We start from the raw sequence: 18838 nt of genomic DNA on the forward strand, positions 1-18838 counted from the left end.
CCGCCTATGCATGGACACAAACGGTATGGCCGCCCAAGGGGGTTCGATGAAGTTCCGCGTCCTGGGACAGCTCGAGGTCTCCGAGGAGGATCGGCCGCTGCCGCTCGGTCCCCGGAAACAGCGAGCGGTCCTCGCGGTGCTCCTCACCCGCGCGGGCCAGGTGGTATCCCTCGACCGCATCATCGAGGAGCTCTGGGAGTGCTCCCCGCCTCCCACCGCGACCGGGACCGTGCAGGCGTACGTGTCGAACCTGCGCACCATCGTCGAGCCCGCGAGGGGCCCGCGCGAGGCTCCTCGCGTCATCGTCACCCAGCCGCCCGGCTACATGCTGGCCGTCGCCCGCGACCAGGTCGACGCGCTCGTCTTCGAGGACGCCGTCAAGCAGGGCAGGCGGCTGCTCGCGCAAGGGCGGCCCGAGGACGCCCGCGCCGCCCTGTCGGGCGCGCTCGGCCTGTGGCGCGCGACGCCGTACGAGAACCTCGCCGAGTACGCGTTCGCCCGGCAGGAGGCCGAGCGGCTCGGCGACCTGCGCCTGGTCGCGATGGAGACCCACGCGGAGAGCATGCTGGCCCTCGGCCTCCACCACGAGGTGCTGGAGGCGCTCGAGACGCTGACGGCCGGCCATCCGCTGCGGGAGAGCCTGGTGGCGCTGCACATGCTCGCCCTGTATCGGGCGGGGCGCCAGTCGGAGGCCCTGGACGCCTTCCACAGGGTGCGGCTGGCGCTGGCCGACCAGTTCGGCATCGACCCCGGCCCGGCGTTGCGCCGGCGGTTCGACGAGATCCTCAGCCAGTCCGCCTCCCTGGACCCCGAGCCGGTCGTGCCCGAGCCGGTGACCCTCCGGGAACGCGCCCCTTCCCCGCCGGCCGAGCAGCTCATCGGCCGCGGCCTGGAGCTGACCCTCGCCGAGGCCGACCTGAAGGCCGCGCTCGGCGGAGAGGGACGCACCCTTCTGCTGGTGGGCGAGCCGGGAATCGGCAAGACCCGGCTGGCGGAGGCGGTCTCGGCGCGCGCCGAGACCCACGGGTCGCTGGTGGTGTGGAGCCGCGCGGTGGAGGACGCGGCGACGCCGCCGTACTGGCTGGGGGTGCAGCTGCTCAGGCGGCTCGCCGAGGAGCAGCCCGAGGCGTTCGCCGAGGCGGCCCGCCCGCACGCGCCGCTGCTGGCCCTGCTGGTCCCCACGCTGGTGGAGGGCGCCGTCCCCGCCGATGTGGACCTGCGGCGCGCCGACTCCGAGCACATCCGCGTCCCGATCTACGACGCCATCGCCCGCGTCGTGGTCAAGCTGGCGGAACGCCGGCCGCTCACGCTGGTGTTCGAGGACCTGCACTGGGCCGACCCGCCCTCGATACAGCTCACGGCCTACCTCGCCGCCGAGCTCTGGCGCTCGCCGGTCCTGCTCGTCACCACGCTGCGCGACGACGAGCACGCCGCCGCGGTGAGCGGCCTGCTGGCGTCCCTGGTCAGGGAGCGCCGCACGCGCAGGCTGCAGCTCGGCCCGCTGGACATCGAGGACGTCACCATGCTGGTGAAGAACTGCACCGAGAGCGCCGTGTCGCCCGAACTGCTGGCCGTCCTCCATGAACGCACAGGCGGCAACCCCTTCTTCGTCACCGAGCTCGTCCGCATGCTGCGCAGCGAGCGCGCCCTCAGCGACCAGGACATCCGCCGCAGGCTGGAGCGCGAGGTCCCGGCGGGCGTGCGGGACGTCATCCGCCGCCGCCTGCACCGGCTGCCCGACTCCGCCCGGGAGGTGCTCTCGATCGCGGCCGTCGCCGGGCAGGAGTTCGGCATGGCGCCGTTGAGCACCGTCGCCGGGCTGGACGAGGAGCGGCTGCTGGAGAGCCTGGAGACCGCCGTCGTCACCGGCCTGCTCCTCGAGGACCCCTGCGCCGTCGGCCGCTACCGGTTCGCGCACCCTCTGGTCAGGGAGACCGTGTACGGCCGGCTCGGCCAGGTGAGGCGGGCGCGGCTGCACGAGAAGATCGGGCTGGCCCTGCTGCGGTCCGGCGCGGACGTCGACGAGGTCGCCCACCACCTGTGGGAGGCGTGGCCGGTGGCGGGCCCGGTGGCCGCGCTCCCGCACGTGTTCGCCGCGGCGAGACGGGCGCAGAGCACCCTCGCGCACGAGCACGCCGAGACGCTGCTCGATCGCGCCCTGCAACTGGCGCGGGCCCTGCCCGGCGAGCAGGACCGCATCGACCAGGAGCTGCGCATCCAGGTGCGCCTCGGCGCGCTGCTCGCCCGCAGGCACGGGTACGCCAGCGCGCAGGCGCGCGCGGCGTTCGTGCGCGCCCGCGACCTCACCACGCTCAGCGCGCTGCCGAGCGCCCAGTGGGTCCCGGCGACGTGGGGGCTGTGCGTCGCGGCGATCAACGGCGGCCGGCTGGAGGAGGCCGAACGCGTCGCCCTCGACCTCGCCGAGCACACCGAGGACACCCTGGCCGGGCTCGCCGCCGTCCACGGCCGGGGCATGATCGCGTTCTTCCGGGGGGACCAGCACCTGGCGAGCAAGCTCCTGACGTCGAGCGTCGACCTCGCCGACCGCGCGGGGGAGGTGGCGGCCGCCCTGCGGTTCAACGACCCGCGGGTGCACGGCAGGTCCATCGCCGCGCTGTCCGCCGCGTTACGGGGGGACGACGGCGAGGCCGGCCGCCTGGACGAGGAGGCGCGCGAACGCGTGGCCACACTGGACGACCCCGTGCCCGAGGGCCTGGCCCTGATCTTCGCGGCGCGGCTCGCGTGGTTGCGCGGGGACGCCGACCTGACCTGGCGGCGCGCCAACGCGGCCCTCGAGCGGGTGAGCCGGTACTCCATCACTCCGATCAGCGTGATGGGGTCGGTCCTGGCCGGCTGGGCCGAGGCGGAGCTGGGGGACGCCGAGGAGGGCATCGCCCGTCTCAAGGAGGGCCTGGACGAGCTGGCCCGCACCGGCACGCTCCTCAACCGGCCCTGCTTCCTCGGCATGCTCGCCGAGCAGGAGCTCGGGCGTGACCGGCCGCTCGACGCGCTGGCGCGGCTGGACGAGGCCGAGAAGATCGCGTTCAGGACCGGAGAACGCGCCTTCCAGGCCAGGAACCTGCACCTGCGCGCGCTGGCGATCCTCGCGTCCGGCGGCGGCGCGGGGGAGGCGTCGCTGTCGCTGCGGCAGGCGATGGTCGTGGCCGGCGCCCAAGGGGCGGTGCTCCTGTTCCGCCAGGCCGAAGCGGCGCTCGCCCACCTCCGGCCCGAGCCGGGCTGACCCCGCGCCCCGCGTCCTGGACGCCGGTCCGCGGCGGCCGCCGCGCGTGCGGGCTCGTGGGCGCCAGAGACGATCCAGCGGGGGTCCGGCTGTTCTAGCACCGGCGAGCGCGGCCCGTTAGCGTCATCCTGTACCGGTTCATCCCCTTTGACTGCCGAGACGACCGACGACGACCGACGAGGACCAGAGGACCAACAGTGCCGCACGATGTGCCCGCCCTGATCTCCGATGATCTGTCACCCGAGGGCTCGCCCCCCTACCTGAACTGGACCGGCCCGCCGGTGGGCACCCGCGCCCCCCGGGCCGCGCTCCCCGGCCCGGGGCCGCGCGTCGCCCTCGACGGGCCCTGGCGCTTCCACTGGGCCGGGCGGCCCGCCGGGGCGCCGCCCGGGTTCGCCGAGCCAGGGTTCGACGACGGCGGCTGGGACGAGCTGCCCGTGCCCGCGCACTGGCAGCTCCACGGCTACGGCCGCCCCTGGTACACCAACATTCAGTACCCCTTCCCCGTCGACCCGCCGCACGTGCCCGGCGACAACCCCACCGGCTCCTACCGGCGGCGCTTCCAGGTCGCCGCCGGCTGGCTCGACGCCGTCGCCGCCGGCGGGCGGGTCGTGCTGCGCTTCGAGGGCGTCGACTCCACCGCCGCGGTGTGGCTGAACGGCCGGCCGCTCGGCCTGGTCGTCGGGTCCCGGCTGCCGGCCGAGTTCGACGTCTCCGCCCACGTCGTGGCCGGGGACAACGTCCTGGCGGTGCGGGTGCACCAGTGGTCGGCGTCCAGCTACCTGGAAGACCAGGACATGTGGTGGCTGTCGGGCCTCTACCGCTCGGTCGTCCTCGAACTGCTGCCCGCGGGGGCGCCCTCGGACATCGTCGTGCACGCCGACTACGAGCCGGCCACCGGCCACGGGGTGCTGCGGGTGGAGTCCGACGTGCCCGCCACCGTGGAGATCGCCGAACTCGGCCTGTCCGGCCGCACCGGACAGGACCTGGCGGCCGGCCCCGTCGAGCCGTGGAGCGCCGAGTCGCCGCGGCTGTACGAGGCGGTGGTCTCCACCGGCGCGGGCACGGTCACCGTCGCGGCCGGCTTCCGCCGCGTGACGATCGACGGCGGAGCCTTCCTGGTGAACGGCCGCAAGGTGCTGCTGCGCGGGGTGAACCGCCACGAGTTCCACCCCGAGCGCGGGCGCGCCCTCACCTCTCAGGACATGCTCGACGACGTGCTGATCCTCAAGCGGCACAACGTCAACGCCGTGCGCACCTCGCACTACCCGCCGCACCCGCACTTCTTGGACCTGTGCGACCGCCACGGGCTGTACGTGATCGACGAGTGCGACCTGGAGACCCACGGCTTCGAGTCCGGCGGATGGCAGGGCAACCCGTCCGCCGAGCCGATGTGGCGGGAGGCGCTGGTCGACCGCATGCGCCGCATGGTGGCCCGCGACCGCAACCACCCGAGCATCGTCATGTGGTCGCTCGGCAACGAGGCCGGCACGGGCGCCAACCTGGCGGCCATGTACGCCTTCGCCAAGCGGGCGGACCCGGGCAGGCCCGTGCACTACGAAGGCGACCAGGAGACCCGCTACAGCGACGTGTGGTCGCAGATGTACCCGGCGCCCGAGTCCGTCGCCGCCGTCGCCGTGCGCGCCGAGCCGCCGCTGCCGGACGCCGCCCAGGACGCGGCCAGGCGCGGCAAGCCGTACCTGTTGTGCGAGTACGCGCACGCGATGGGCAACGGCCCCGGCGGGCTGCTGGAGTACCGCGAGCTGCTGGAGTCCGGCGACCGGTGCGCGGGCGGGTTCGTATGGGAGTACATCGACCACGGCCTGGCCACCACCGACGACCGGGGCAGGACGATCTACGCGTACGGCGGCGACTTCGGCGAGTCGCCGCACGACGGCAACTTCGTGTGCGACGGGCTGATGTTCGCCGACCGGACGCCCTCGCCCGGCATGACGCAGTACGCGAAGGTGATCGAACCGGTGCGCATGGAGGCCGCCGGCCCGGGACGGCTCAGCGTGCGCAACGTCCAGGACCACATCGGCGTCTCCCACCTGGAGTTCACCTGGTCGGTCGAGGTCGACGGCGTCGAGACGGGCAAGGGCGCGCTCGCCGTGCCCGAGCTGGGTCCGTGGGAGAGCGCCGAGCTGGACGTGCCCGCCGACGCGGCGGCCCTCGCCGGCTCCGGGACCTCCATGCTCAACCTGAGCGCCCGGCTGGCCGCCGGGACCAGCTGGGCTCCCGCCGGCCACGAGGTCGCGTGGGGCCAGATCCCCCTCGGCCCGCCCGCGGAGGGAGCCGCCCCGGGCTCCGGGCACGAGGCCGCCGGGACAGGCCGGGCAGGGACGCCGGGCGGCGTCGGGCCCGTCCGGCAGGAGGGGAACCTGCTGCGGCTCGGGGCGGCCGTGTTCGACCTGACGCGCGGCGAGCTTCGCGAGCTGGCGGGCACGCCCGTCGCCGGCCCCAGGCTGGAGCTCTGGCGCGCGCCCACCGACAACGACCGGCTCGGCCACCGCCCGGAAGGCGTGACCACCGCCGCCGTGTGGGAGGCGCTCGGCCTGCACCGGCTCACCCACCGGGTGGTCTCCGCCGAGGAGGAACCCGGAGGGGTCGCCTTCACGGTCAGGACGGCGGCGGCCGGACTCCGCGACGGCGTCCTCACCCGCTACCTGTGGCGGGCCGACGGGGACACGCTGGCCGTGTCGATCAGCGTGACCCCGCAGGGCTCCTGGGGGTTCCCGGTGGCCCGGCTCGGCTGGACCTTCCGGCTGCCCGCCGCGTTCGACTCGGTGACCTGGCTGGGCGGCGGCCCCGGCGAGGCGTACGCCGACACCCGGGCGGCCGCGAGGTTCGGCCGGCACGGCGGCGCGGTCGGCGACCTGCACACGCCCTACGCCAGGCCGCAGGAGAACGGGCAGCGCGTCGACGTCGCCTGGGTGGAGTCCGCCGGGCCCGCCGGAGGGATCCGGATCGCGGGCGAGCCGCGTTTCGCGTTCACCGCGACGCGCTACTCGCCGCAGCGCCTCGCGGGCACGCCGCACGAGGGGTCCCTGGAGCCGGAGGACGTGCTGTACCTGCACGTCGACCTCGCGCAACGCGGCATCGGCTCGGCGTCGTGCGGGCCCGCGCTCCCGGACCGGCACGAGCTGCGGCTCGCCCCTGCGACCCTCGAACTGCGCCTGACCTCGTCCGCCGAGCCGGCGAAAGGCCGGTCGTGACCCGCCGGCCGATCGCCCACCGGTCCCACCGGTCCCACCGGTCCGCGATCGCCACGTCGACGCGCAGGGACCACGTCTCTCACCTGGGCCGATCAGCGGCCCCGTCGCGGGGGCCGCGAGCCGGGCGGAAGCGGACGCGCTCTTGAACATCCGTTGAGGGGTGGGGCCGGTAAGCTGTGCTAGTGTGTACGCAGTTGCAGTTGTGGTACCCATGCGAACTTTGCGTGCACCTGACGGGCATTCCTTCAGGTGCATTTTTGTTTACCGGTCATCTCCGGATGGGCTTACACGCGGCGACGACGAATCCGCACAGGGCGGGTTCCGGCGACTGCTATCTGAAGGAGATCGACATGGCAGCTGGCACCGTGAAGTGGTTCAACTCGGAAAAGGGCTTCGGCTTCATCGAGCAGGACGGCGGCGGCCCCGACGTCTTCGCCCACTTCTCCAACATCGTTTCCCAGGGCGGCTACCGCGAGCTGCGTGAGGGTCAGCGCGTGGCCTTCGACGTCACCCAGGGTCAGAAGGGCCCGCAGGCCGAGAACATCGTTCCCGCCTGACGAAGCACGTCACAGCAGCCGGGGCCCGCACCGAAAGGTGCGGGCCCCGGCTCGTTTTCGAGGTGGCGTTTTCGAGGTGGCGTCCCGCCGGGTGGTGATCGGCGATCTTACGGGCTGCTCATCAGCGTGAACGCTCTTCGCCGAGCACCCGGTCGGCGACGGCGAAGGCGCTGTTGGCCGCCGGGACGCCGCAGTAGACGGCCGCCTGCAGCAGGACCTCCCGGATCTCTTCGGGAGTGAGGCCGTTGCGCAGCGCCGCGCGCACATGCATGGCCAGCTCGTCCAGATGACCGCGCGCCACCAGGGCCGTGAGCGTCACGCAACTGCGGGTGCGGCGGCTCAGACCCGGACGGGTCCAGATCTCGCCCCAGGCGTAGCGGGTGATGAAGTCCTGGAACGGCGCGGTGAAGTCCGTCGTGCGGGCGATGGCCCGATCCACGTGCTCGTCGCCGAGCACGGCCCGCCGCACCGCCATCCCCCGCTCGTACCGCGAGTCCTCGCCGCCGGTCCGGCCGGCTTCCGGGCGACCGGGCTCACCGGCGGAGGGGCCGGGGCCGGGCGCGGTGGCGGCGGACAGGTGGGCGAGCAGGGCGGCGAGGACGGGAGCCGGGCGCTCGACACCCGCGAGGTGGGCGGCGTGCCCGACCTCGGTGAGCGACGCTCCCGGGATGCCGTCGGCCAGCTCGCGGGCATGGCGCGGCGGCGTCGCCGGATCGTCCCGGCCCGCGATGACCAGCGCCGGCACGGTCACGCGCGCCAGGTCGGCGCGCAGGTCGTAGGCCGCCAGCGCGTCGCAGCAGGCGGCGTAGCCCTCCGGATCGGCCGCGCGGAGGTCCGCCGTCAGGGCCAGCGCGGCCGGCGCGGCCGCGAAGCCGGGGGTGAACCAGCGTGCCGCGGCGGTCTCGGCGACCGGGGCCGTACCCTCCGCCCGCACCAGGGCCGCGCGTTCGCGCCAGGCCTCCGGCTCGCCGAACCGGGCCGACGAGCACACCATGGCCAGCGAGCTCACGCGCTCGGGGTGGTGGACCGCGAGCCAGGCGCCGACGGCCCCGCCGAGGGAGACGCCCGCGTACGCGAAGGCGTCCAGGCCGAGCGCGTCGGCGAGGTCGAGGACCAGCCGGGCGAGGTCGGCGACGGTGGTGGCGCCCGGCGCGGTGTCGGGCAACAGGCCGGCGGGCGAGCCGCCGTGCCCGGGGAGGTCCCAGCGCACGACCCGGTGGTGGCGCGCCAGCACCGGCACCTGCGGCTCCCAGACGGCCAGGCTCGTGCCCAGCGAGGGTCCGAGCACCAGCGGCGGCGCCGCGTCCGGTCCGTCCACGAGGTGACCGAGCAGGCGCGGGGCGGCGATCATGATGTCCTCTCCGTCGAAGCGGTGGCCAGCGCCCGATCCACCAGGGCGCCGGCAGATCCGAGATACCCCGCCGGATCGGCAACCCGGAGCAGCTCCTCCCAGCTCAGCGCAGCCCCCTCCCCGGCGCGGACCGCGCCGACTCCAACTCGAGCTGAGCTGTCCTGGGCTGAGGTGGCATCGGCCCTGGCTTGGGCGGTGCTGTCCTGGACTGGGGCGGTGCCGGCTCGGGCGGCGTCGTCTTCACCTGGGGCGGTGTCGGCCGTGGCTCGGGCGGTGGTGTCTCCGGTTTGGGCTGAGCTGTCCTGGGCTGGGGTGGTGTGGTCTCTTGGCAGGAGCGCTGCGACGTCGGGCTCGGCCGCGACGGCCTCGGCCAGGGGAACGCCTTCCTCGGAGACCCGGCGGGACGCGCGGGTCACCGCCTGCTTGGCCCGGTCCCGGCCGATCACTCCGGCTAGGACGATGGTGAGGCGCTCCGCCGCCACCAGGCCGTTCGTCAGCCCCAGGTTCTCTCGCATGCGTTCTGGACGCACGCGCAGGCCCTCGGCCAGTTCGGCGGCAGCCTCGGCGGCGCCGCCGGTCAGGCGCAGGACCTCCCGCAACGGCTGCCACTCGGCGTGCCAGGCGCCGGCGGGGCGCTCGTCCTCGGCGGCGAGCGAGCCGAACAGCACACCGGCCAGCGCGGGGACCTGCCGCGCCGCGGCGGCGATCAGCACGGCCCGCACCGGGTTCGACTTGTGCGGCATGGCGGAGGATCCGCCGCCCACGCCCTCCGCGACCTCGCCGATCTCGGTGCGCGACAGCACCAGCACGTCGGCCGCCACCTTGCCGAGGGCTCCGGCGGTGAACGCGAGCCCTCCGGCGAGGTCGGCGATCGGAGCGCGCAACGTGTGCCACGGGAGCGGCGGCTCGGCCAGCCCCGTCTCGGCGGCAAAGGCGCCCAGCAGCCGCACCCCGACATCCCCGGCATCGCCGTCCTCACCGACATCGGCCTCCTCGCCGACATCGGTGTCCTTCCCGATATCGGCCTCCTCACCGACATCACGGTTGCCGTGATTCCTGCCGACACCACGGGTATCGCCGTCCCCTACGTCGCCGTCCGCGGACGGGCCATCGACCGCTCCGCCGGTGGACGGTCGTTCCCCGTAGGCGTGGAAGGCGGCGAGCGTGCCCGCGGCGCCGCCGAGCTGGGCGGGCAGGGCCGCTCGGACCGCCGCCAGCCGGTCGCGCGCCCCGGCGACCAGGGTCAGCCAGCCGGCGACCTTGAGCCCGAACGTGGTCGGCACCGCGTGCTGGGTGAGCGTGCGACCGGCCATCGGGGTGTCGCGGTGCGCGGCGGCCGTCTCCGCCAGAGCCCGTGCCGCACGGTCCAGGTCGGCCAGCACCGGCGCGAGGGCCCGGCCGGCGACGAGCATCAGCGCGGTGTCCCAGATGTCCTGGCTGGTGGCGCCACGGTGGACGTACGGGGCCGAATCGGGATCGCGGGCGGCGACCGCGGCGGTGAGGTCGGCCACGAGCGGGATGACCGGGTTGCCGCCGGACCGGGCGCGCAAGGCCAGGTCGCGGACGTCGTAACGGCCGGTCTCGGCCGCTGCCGCCGTCACGGCGGCGGCTGCGGACGCCGGAGCCAGGCCGGTCGCCGCCTGTGCCCGGGTGAGCGCCGCCTCGGCGTCCAGCATGCCGCGGACGAACGCGGCGTCCCCGGTCGCCGCCTCCACCGCCGAACCCGCCCAGACCGGTGCGAGCAGCCCCACGTCCACTGGATCGCCCGGATCGCCCGGATCGCCCGGACCTGGCCGGCCCACCGGGCGATCCGGGCCCGTCTCGTCAGTCGAAGGCAAAGCGAGCCGTCCTGTCAGTCGAAGATGAGGAAACCCGCCCCGCCGGCGGAGGGCAGGGAAACCCGTCCCGTCAGCGTGAGCCGAAGGCAGGGAAGCCCGTCCCGTCAGCGTGAGCTGGGGGGAGAGGAGACTCTTCCCGTGCGCCCCAGGCAGGGAGATTCGTCCCGTCAGCCGAGGGCGACGAGACCCTTCCCGTCAGCCGAGGGCAGGGAGAGCCGTGCTTTCAGTCGAAGGCAAGGAACACCGTCTCCTCGTGGTCGCCGTCGTTCTGCAGGCGGATGTCGAACGCGTAGACCTTCTCGCGTTCGGCCACGGCGAGCAACGTGGCCCGCCGCCGCGGCGGCAAGGACGCCAGCAGCGGCTCGGTGGCGGGGTCGGTGAGTTCGGGCAGGTAGGCACGGGTGAACAGGTGGTGCAGAAGGCCACGGGCGAAGACGCACACCGAGATGTACGCCACGCCGCCGCCCGGCGGCAGCGTGCGCACCGTGTAGTGGCCGTCGGCGTCGGTGGCGACGCGCCCGAACCCGGTGAAGTCGACGCCGGTGCGGCCGACGACCGCGCCCGAGACCGGGTCGCGGCGCAGCGATCCGGGAGCCCCGGCCCGCGACCCGTCGGCGGCGGGCTGCCAGAACTCCAGCAAGGCGTCGGGGACGGGCTGACCTGCTCCGTCGTAGACCCTGCCGTGCAGGGTGAAGGTGTCAGGGTGCCCTGTGGGGGCGATGTCCCCGCCCTTCGCGAACGGAAGGGCGTAGCCGTAGAAGGGACCCACGGTCTGCGACGGGGTGGGCGGCCGCGTCATGGGGCCTCCTCGATCGGTCGGGGGATGGACGGAAGCGGAGCGGGCGCACCGGCCGGCCGCGCGAGCCGGTTCCGGAGGGGCCGCCGCGATGGCGGACCGGAAGAGGGCGGGTGGATCATCGGCCTTCTTCGATCCAGGTGGCGGAGGGGCCGGACAGGACGATGTCCCATCGGTATCCGAGCGACCATTCCGGAATCGAAAGATCGTGGTCGTAGCGGGCGACGAGGCGCTCGCGGGCGGCGTCGTCGGTCACCGACTGCATGATCGGGTCGAGGGGGAAGAGCGGATCGCCGGGGAAGTACATCTGCGTGACCAGTCGCTGGCTGAAGGCGGCGCCGAAGAGCGAGAAGTGGATGTGCGCGGGCCGCCAGGCGTTGTCGTGATTGCGCCACGGGTAGGCGCCCGGCTTGACCGTGGTGAAGGCGTACCGGCCCTCGTCGTCGGTGAGGCAGCGGCCGACGCCGGTGAAGTTCGGGTCCAGCGGCGCCGGATGCCGGTCCCGCTGGTGGGCGTACCGCCCGGCCGCGTTGGCCTGCCAGATCTCGACCAGCTGCCCGCGCACCGGCCGGCCGGCCCCGTCCAGCACGCGCCCGGTGACGTGGATGCGCTCGCCGAGCGGTTCCCCGTGGTGCTGAAGGGTGAGATCGGCGTCCAGGTCGGTGACGTCGGTGACGCCGAACACCGGGCCGCTCAGCTCCACCGCCTCGGGGTCGCGGAGGGTGACCAGCGGTCGCCGGGGATGGCGCAGCACGGTGCTGCGATATGGCGCGTAACCCCGTTCGGGGTGGTCGCGGCGCGCCGCGCCGCCCTCCACGGCCTTGACGTAGTCCTGGCGCGCCTGGGCGATCTCCGCACTGATGGTCTCCTGAGTGGGCGGAGCCGCGGCGCGTCCGGGACCGCCGGGAGCGGGCCCGACGTACGCACCGGACATGGGCGCGGCGTGTGCGCCGGCCGTGGGCTCGGCCTGCGTGCCGGGCGTGGGCTCGGCCTGCGTGCCGGGCGTCGTGGACTCGTCGCGTGCGCTGGGCAGGGGCTCATCGCCCATGCCGGTCGCGGGTTCGGCGTGCGTGCCGGGCACGGGCGTGTCGCGCGTCGTGCCGGGGGCGGGATCGGGGGTTGTGGGCATATGTCGTCGCTACCTTTCCAGGACCAGGGCGATGCCCTGCCCCACGCCGATGCACAGCGCCGCGAGGCCGGTTCCTGAGCCGGCGGCGGCGAGCTGGTGGGCGACCGCCCCGGCCAGGCGCGCTCCGGACGCGCCGAGAGGGTGGCCGATGGCGATGGCGCCGCCGCGCGGATTGACGATGGCCGGGTCCAGGCCGGGCCACTCGCCCAGGCATCCCAGGGCCTGTGCCGCGAACGCCTCGTTGAGCTCGAAGACCGAGAGGTCGTCAAGATCCTTCCGGGCGCGTGCCAGCGCCCGGCGCACCGCCTCGACGGGGCCGAGGCCGTAGTACCGCGGCTCTATGCCGGTGACCGCCGAGGCCCGGACGCGGGCGAGCGGTTCGCGGCCGATGGCCCGCAGCCCGTCCTCGTCGCACAGCAGCAGCGCGGCCGCGCCGTCGTTGAGCGGAGAGGAGTTGCCGGCGGTGACGGTGCCGCCGTCGGGGCGGAAGGCCGGATTGAGCCGGGCCAGGGACTCCATGGAGGTGTCGTCGCGGATCGTCTCGTCGCGCGGCGGCCCGGCGCCCTCCAGCGGGACGACCTCGCCCGCGAAGGCGCCGTCCTTCCACGCGCGGGCCGCCTTCTCGTGGCTGGCCAGGGCGAACGCGTCCTGCCGCTCGCGGCTGATCGCGTACTTGCCGGCGATGAGCTCGGCGCCCTCGCCGAGGGCGGCCGTCCACTCGGGCGGCATGCGCGGGTTCACCATGCGCCAGCCGAGGGTGGTCGAGTACAGCTCCTGATTTCCGGCCGGGAACGCCCGCTCGGGTTTGGGCAGCACGTAGGGCGCGCGCGACATGGACTCGACGCCCCCGGCCACGACGATGGAGGCGTCCCCGGAGGCGACGGCGCGGGCGGCCTGGATGACGGCCTCCATCCCCGAGCCGCACAGCCGGTTGACCGTCGTGCCGGGGACGGTGACCGGGAGCCCGGCCAGCAGGACGGCCATGCGGGCGACGTCGCGGTTCTCCTCGCCGGCGCCGTTGGCGTTGCCGAAGAAGACGTCGTCGATGCGGGCGGGGTCGAGGCCGGGGCTGCGGGCGGCGATCGCCCGCACGACGTGGGCGGCCAGGTCGTCGGGCCGGACCCCGGACAGGGCGCCGCCGTACTTGCCGAACGGGGTGCGGACGGCGTCGGCGATGTACACGTCACTCATGTGCGGCCCTCCTCCGGAAACTCGATCATGCCCGGCCCGCGGCGGCCGGCACCGGCCGCGTCCCAGCTTGTCGTGAAAGGTAGCGGCGTGTCGTTGTGGGGCTGGTGTGTCGCCGTCATCTCAGGCGGCCTTGAGGGCGCGCAAGGTCGCGAGCTCGTCGCCGGTCGGCGGCGGAGTGGTGGCGACGTGGCCGGCGGTCTTCAGCGGCCAGCCGGTGGCGGCGCGGGCCTGCTCGACGCTCACCCCGGCGTGCAGGTCCGTCAGGACGAGCTCGGCGGTCTCCGGATCGGGGCGCAGGATGCCGAGGTCGGTGATGACGGCGACCGGGCCCTTGCCGCGCAGGCCGAGGCGCTCGCGGTCGCCGCGTCCCGCGCCGTGGCCGACCGACGTGGTGAAGTCGAGCCGGTCCACGAAGTTGCGTGTCGAATGGCGCAGCACGATGAGCACCTCGCCGCAGCCGGCGGCGATCTCCGGCGCCCCGCCGGCGCCGGGGAGGCGTGCCTCGGGACGGTCCGGGCCGCGGTCGACGACGGTGGTGTTGATGTTGGCGAACCGGTCGATCTGGGCGGCGCCGAGGAAGCCGACGTCGACGCGCCCGGCCTGCAGCCAGTAGTTGAACACGTCTGGCACCGACACGACCGCGTCGGCGGTGTCGGCCAGCTCGCCGTCGCCGATGGACAGCGGCAACCGGCTCGGTTTGGCACCCAGTGCGCCGGACTCGTAGATCAGGACGAGGCCGGGGCGGCAGGTGCGGCGGGCGAGGTTGGCGGCGGTGCTCGGCAGGCCGATGCCGACGAAACAGGTGCGCGCCCCGGCCAGGGCGCGCGCCGCGTTGACGGTCATCACCTCGTCCGGCGTCCAGTCGCTCATCAGGCGGGCGCTCCTCTGCTCATGACGATCGTGCCGTCCGTGGTGTTCGTGCCGTCCGTGGTGTTCGTGGTGTCCGGGCCGTTCGGGTTGTTTGTGGTGTTGATGCCGCTCGTGGTGGTCGGGTTGGCCGCGGTGTCCGGGCTGACGTTCGGGGGTCCTTGGCTACTCCGGAGGGTCATCGGGCAGGGGCGTCCTCGCTCGGCGCCCCCACGGTGTCCGTGATGGTCTCCCTGAGCCAGGCGGTGAACCTCTCGCGGTCGCGTGAGATCGGGTCCCACGCCTGGTAGAAGTCGTTGTCGCGGACCGAGTAGCCGGCCGCGTAGGACGGGTGGGCGCCGCCGGGCGCCTCAGCGACCGCGGTGATCGCCCAGCCGGGCAGGACGACGCCGCCGGGGCGGGGCCGTAGCGTTTCGACGATCTCTTCGACGGTGACCAGCACCCGGCGGGCGGCCAGTGCCGCCTCCTTCTGCACCCCGGTCAGACCCCAGAACTGGACGTTGCCGTCGCGGTCGGCCTGCTGGGCGTGGATGACGGTGACGTCGGGGTTGACCGCCGCGACCGCGGCCAGCTCTTCGCCGGTGAACGGGCAGGTCACTGTGGCGACGGTGTCGGTGCGGCGCGCCAGGTCGGTGCCGCGGTAACCGCGCAGCACGGCGAAGGGCAGGCCGGAGGCCCCGGCGACGTACCGGTTGGCCATTCCGGCGTGGCTGTGCTCGTCGACCTCCAGCGGACGTGGCCAGCCGTTCTCGACGGCGTCGCGGAACCGGTGGAGCGAGCCGACCCCCGGATTTCCGCCCCAGGAGAAGACCAGCTTCTTGACCAGGCCGGCGCCGATGAGCTGGTCGTAGATCAGGTCGGGAGTCATCCGGATCAGGGTCAGGTCGGTGATCCCCTGCCGGATGACCTCGTGGGCCGCGGCGAACGGGATCAGATGGGTGAAGCCTTCCATCGCGACGGCGTCGCCGTCGTGGATCAGCTCCGCCACCGCTTCCGGCAGCGTACGGATGTCAGCCATGTCCCTCGCCCTCGCGCCGACGCCGGCCGTGCATCGTAGACGCACCGCAGAATGCCCGACTGTTGTTCGCCTGGCGAACTTTTGTTCATTATAGTGCTCTCGACCTTCGTGAAGTCCATGGGCGCAAGGCCTCTCGCCGTGCCGGCCGCGTCCGGACAGGGCATGTCCGCCCATGCGCCGAGTGCCTCGATTCGCCCGACCGTGCTGGTATCCGCCCTCGCCCACCCCGGGCGGGCCGTGCTCGCGTCCGGGCCCGTTGAACGCTCTGGTCGACGACCGCCAGAAACGAGACGCCAAGGCCGAGGACGTCATGGCCGCCTACATTTCCGGCGGCGTCGAGGGCGCCTGGATGAAGGGCCCGCATACGGTAATAATGCGACGTACTAGACGATTATCGTGAAATAAATGCAATGCCGGGAACCGTCAGTTCTGCCGTCGATTATGGCGAAGTTTTGTTCGAGCTTTGCCATTCCTGTAATGTCGCCGCCATGTCATATCTGGAACACGAGGCGTTGATTCTTCTATTCAAAAATCGTCCCGCTCTGGCCGCCGAGCTGCTGGGGCAGGCGCTGGCCGTGGCGGTGCCCGACCACAACGAGGCCAAGATCGAGCCGGGAGAACTGACGGAGTGCTCGCCGACGGAGTATCGCGCCGATGCGGTGGTGGTGCTGTCGTCGGGTGGCGAACCGGTCCTTGCGGTGGTGGTGGAAGTTCAGCGCGGCCGCGATCCGGACAAGCGATGGAGCTGGCCGATGTACCTGGCGTCGGTTCGCGCGAGTAAGCGCTGCCCCGCCATCCTGCTGGTGGTCTGCACCGACACCGGCATCGCGCGGTGGTGCGCGACTCCGATCGACATGGGCCACCCGGGCTGGCGGCTGATCCCGATGGTCGCCGGTCCCAAGGCGGTCCCGGTGGTGACCGACCGCGCGGCAGCCGTCCGGGCGCCGGAACTGGCGGTGCTGTCGGCGGTGGCGCATGGCGGTGATCTCGAGGCTGAGCCGATCCTGGAGGCCTTGATGGCCGCCCTGGGCGTCATCGACGATGAGCACGCCCGGTTGTACGCTGATTTCGTGCTGATGACGCTCCCTGAGGCGGCTCGAAAGCATATGGAGGTTCTTATGGCTACCGGGACATACGAGTACCAAAGCGACTTCGCAAAGAAATACGTCGCCGAGGGCAAGGCTGAAGGAAAGGTCGAGGGCAAGGCGGAGGGCAAGGCGGAGGGGAAGGCGGAGGCTGTTCTCATCTTGCTGGGGGCTCGGGGCGTCGCGGTCTCCGAGGAGGTTCGGCAGCGCATTCTCGGCAGCACCGAGGCCGCCCGGCTCGACGAGTGGATTCAGCGGGCGGCCACCGCACAGACCGTCGAGGACCTGTTCCGCTGACGCATGTCGACCGAGGTGCACGGGATCAACTATTGCGATGCTTATAGGGTTTTGAGATGCTTGGGTGATGGACGCCAGGAACACCCCGCGCGGCCGTGATCTTCTCCTGGCCGCCAAGTCGATCGCCGGAGCTCTCGGCCACACCGCCGCCGAGGTCACCGAGCTCGCCATCCGGCTCGGCGAGGACGGCCGTCGCGACTGGCAGACCGCCGAACTGCTGCTGGCCGCCCTCGCCGACCTCGTCGGCCGGGAACCGGGTCGTCGCGACCTCGTCGGCGCCGTCGAGGCGGGTGAGATACTCGGCGTCTCCCGGCCGCGCGTGCACCAGCTCGCCGAGCGCCCGGACTTTCCCGCGCCCCTCTATGTCCTGGCCGCGGGCAAGCTCTGGGCGCGGGCCGACATCGTCGCCTTCGGCGCCCAGTGGGACCGGCGTCCCGGTCGTCCGCGTAAGCCGCCGGGCGAGGGAGGATCCATCCTGGAACTTCCGGCAGGGGAGGAACCGGTCGATCCAGGCATGTAGGCCGATCAGGAGACAGGTCGGGCCTCGTAGCCGACCGGTTGATGCCGTGGGTGTGAAGAGGTCAGACCACGGTGGTCGGCTGGTTGGTGCGGTGGGTGAAGAGGTCGGGCCTCGGTGGTCGGCTGGTTGGTGCGGTGGGTCGGTATGACGGGGGGCAAGGCGGGGGCTTGACGGGGGTCAAGGGCGTGGTTAGCTTCCGGGGTGCCGCCCGGCTCCGTCCCCAGAGGAAGAGCCACCGCCATGCCGAGACGACCCGCCGTCCGCCTCCTGCCGCGCTTCATCGCTCTCGCTCTGCTGGCCGTCGCCGGCGCGGTGGCCGGGCCGGCGCCCGGGGCCCGGGCCGCGGCCCCCACCGTCACCCCGCGCGCGACGACACTGCTGACGTCCAACGGCAACCCAGCCCTCACCTACACCGGGTACATGAACGGTGAGTCCTTCCAGCAGGAGGGCATCACCAGTTACCGGGGCTGGCAGTACGCCGTCTTCTGGGACTCCGCCTCGCACGTCAACATCGCCCGGCGCCAACTGCCCTCCGGCGGCTGGCAGATCCTGACCCTCACCGATTACACGACCACCTCGACCGACTCGCACAATGTCATCAGCCTCGGCATCTCCCGCGCCGACGGGACGATCCACCTGGCGTTCGACATGCACTCGAGCACGCTGCACTACCGCAGGTCGGTGACGGGCCTGGCGAACGACCCGGCCAGGTTCCCCTGGACCGCCGCGAGCTTCGGGCCGCCGCAGACCCAGCTCACCGGGCCCACCGTCACGACCGTCACCTATCCCGCGTTCATCGACGCGCCCGGCGACCGGTTGCAGCTCACCTTGCGCACCGGCATGAGCGGGGCGGGCAACCAGGTGCTGTACGAGTACGCGGGCGGGGCGTGGACCTACCTCGGGCAGTTCCTCGACGGAGTGACCCGCGACCAGAACGCGTACCTGTTCGGCATCGAGTACGACCGCGCCGGACGCCTGCACATGACCTGGACCTGGCGGGAGACGTCCAACGCCGCCACCAACCACGACCTGATGTACGCCTACAGCGCCGACCTCGGCCGGACCTGGCGCAACAACTCGGGCGCGGTCATCGCCACCACCGGCGCCACGTCGATCACCTCGGGCTCGCCCGGGGTGCGGGTGTGGAGCATCGGGCAGAACCGCGGCCTCATCAACCAGGAATCGCAGGTGGTCGACTCCACGGGAGTCGTCCACGTCCTGGCCTCGCACCTGCCCGCGAACGCGCCCAGCCAGAGCGACTTCACGACCGCGCGCGAGAGCGCCGTCCTGGTCCACTACTACCGAGACGTCTCCGGAGGCTGGCACCAGACCTACACGCCGTTCCTGGAGCGTTCGAGCCGGGGCGACATCGGCGTGGACTCCGGCGACGACCTGTACGTCGTGAGCGGGGACAGCAAGACGCACAAGCTGCACATCCAGACGGCCTCCAAGGCGTCGGGATGGTCGGACTGGGCGCTGCGATACACCTCGGCGGCCATCTACTACTCCGACCCGCTGCTCGACCATGCCCACCTGCGCGACGACGACCTTCTCACGATCTTCGCCCCGCAGTACGGCGGTAGGAAGATCGACATTCAGGACTGGGCCACGGGCCCCTGACTCCCGCTCTCGTGCTCGGCGCTCACGGAGATCGGGACCGACCTGGCGACCGAGATCGAGAGATTCCGCGCGACCTGGTGGCATGCTTTCCGGTCCGGGGGCGCGCCCGCCGG

The 18838-nt window shown here is 73.0% G+C and carries 14 protein-coding genes; 6 read left to right on the forward strand and 8 right to left on the reverse strand.

Features of this window, described 5'->3' with window-relative positions:
- Positions 1–46 precede the first annotated feature (46 nt).
- The 3 genes from ACFO60_RS06770 to ACFO60_RS06780 all read left to right on the forward strand — a co-directional run bounded on the left by ACFO60_RS06770 (position 47) and on the right by ACFO60_RS06780 (position 7013).
- On the forward strand, positions 47–3241 hold the full coding sequence (locus tag ACFO60_RS06770; RefSeq protein WP_380838309.1) for a BTAD domain-containing putative transcriptional regulator: 3195 nt from the start codon (positions 47–49) through the stop codon (positions 3239–3241).
- A gap of 197 nt (positions 3242–3438) precedes the next feature.
- Complete coding sequence (locus ACFO60_RS06775; protein WP_380838310.1) at positions 3439–6456, forward strand: glycoside hydrolase family 2 TIM barrel-domain containing protein; 3018 nt, start codon at positions 3439–3441, stop codon at positions 6454–6456.
- Between the two features lie 350 nt (positions 6457–6806).
- Positions 6807–7013, forward strand: a complete 207-nt coding sequence (locus ACFO60_RS06780; RefSeq protein ID WP_380838312.1) for a cold-shock protein — start codon at positions 6807–6809, stop codon at positions 7011–7013.
- A gap of 121 nt (positions 7014–7134) precedes the next feature.
- Here ACFO60_RS06780 and pcaDC read toward each other — a convergent pair whose 3' ends face one another.
- From pcaDC to ACFO60_RS06820, 8 genes are all read right to left on the reverse strand, one after another.
- Positions 7135–8364 carry a bifunctional 3-oxoadipate enol-lactonase/4-carboxymuconolactone decarboxylase PcaDC gene (gene pcaDC, locus ACFO60_RS06785; protein ID WP_380838313.1) on the reverse strand — a complete coding sequence of 410 codons (1230 nt, stop codon included), beginning with the start codon at positions 8362–8364 and terminating at the stop codon, positions 7135–7137.
- Positions 8361–10115: a lyase family protein gene (locus tag ACFO60_RS06790; protein ID WP_380838315.1), complete on the reverse strand. Its 1755-nt coding sequence runs from the start codon at positions 10113–10115 to the stop codon at positions 8361–8363. The genes pcaDC and ACFO60_RS06790 overlap by 4 nt, the downstream gene beginning before the upstream one ends.
- Positions 10116–10425: 310 nt before the next feature.
- Complete coding sequence (gene pcaG / locus ACFO60_RS06795; protein ID WP_380838317.1) at positions 10426–11001, reverse strand: protocatechuate 3,4-dioxygenase subunit alpha; 576 nt, start codon at positions 10999–11001, stop codon at positions 10426–10428.
- Between the two features lie 115 nt (positions 11002–11116).
- Positions 11117–11932, reverse strand: coding sequence for a protocatechuate 3,4-dioxygenase subunit beta (pcaH, locus tag ACFO60_RS06800; protein WP_380838651.1), 816 nt, complete (start codon positions 11930–11932; stop codon positions 11117–11119).
- A 204-nt stretch (positions 11933–12136) separates the two neighbouring features.
- Entirely contained in the window at positions 12137–13318 is a 1182-nt protein-coding gene (locus ACFO60_RS06805) for a thiolase family protein (RefSeq protein WP_380838318.1), read from the reverse strand.
- A 120-nt stretch (positions 13319–13438) separates the two neighbouring features.
- The gene (locus ACFO60_RS06810) at positions 13439–14188 is read right to left on the reverse strand and encodes a CoA-transferase subunit beta (protein WP_380838320.1); all 750 of its coding nucleotides are present in this window, start codon (positions 14186–14188) and stop codon (positions 13439–13441) included.
- A complete protein-coding gene (locus tag ACFO60_RS06815; protein WP_380838321.1) occupies positions 14188–14367 on the reverse strand; it encodes a hypothetical protein in 180 nt (59 codons plus the stop codon). The genes ACFO60_RS06810 and ACFO60_RS06815 overlap by 1 nt, the downstream gene beginning before the upstream one ends.
- Positions 14364–15203 carry a CoA transferase subunit A gene (locus ACFO60_RS06820; RefSeq protein WP_380838322.1) on the reverse strand — a complete coding sequence of 280 codons (840 nt, stop codon included), beginning with the start codon at positions 15201–15203 and terminating at the stop codon, positions 14364–14366. The genes ACFO60_RS06815 and ACFO60_RS06820 overlap by 4 nt, the downstream gene beginning before the upstream one ends.
- A 488-nt stretch (positions 15204–15691) precedes the next feature.
- Here ACFO60_RS06820 and ACFO60_RS06825 point away from each other — a divergent pair, with 488 nt between their 5' ends.
- The 3 genes from ACFO60_RS06825 (at position 15692) to ACFO60_RS06835 (ending at position 18725) form a co-directional block, all read left to right on the forward strand.
- Positions 15692–16585 (forward strand): RpnC/YadD family protein, encoded by an 894-nt coding sequence (locus ACFO60_RS06825; RefSeq protein WP_380838324.1) that lies wholly within the window; start codon positions 15692–15694, stop codon positions 16583–16585.
- A gap of 67 nt (positions 16586–16652) precedes the next feature.
- Complete coding sequence (locus ACFO60_RS06830; RefSeq protein ID WP_380838326.1) at positions 16653–17105, forward strand: hypothetical protein; 453 nt, start codon at positions 16653–16655, stop codon at positions 17103–17105.
- 240 nt (positions 17106–17345) lie between these two features.
- On the forward strand, positions 17346–18725 hold the full coding sequence (locus tag ACFO60_RS06835; RefSeq protein ID WP_380838327.1) for a BNR repeat-containing protein: 1380 nt from the start codon (positions 17346–17348) through the stop codon (positions 18723–18725).
- The last annotated feature ends 113 nt before the right edge of the window (positions 18726–18838 follow it).

This window comes from Sphaerisporangium dianthi (assembly GCF_042654065.1).
Lineage (GTDB): Bacteria > Actinomycetota > Actinomycetes > Streptosporangiales > Streptosporangiaceae > Sphaerisporangium > Sphaerisporangium dianthi.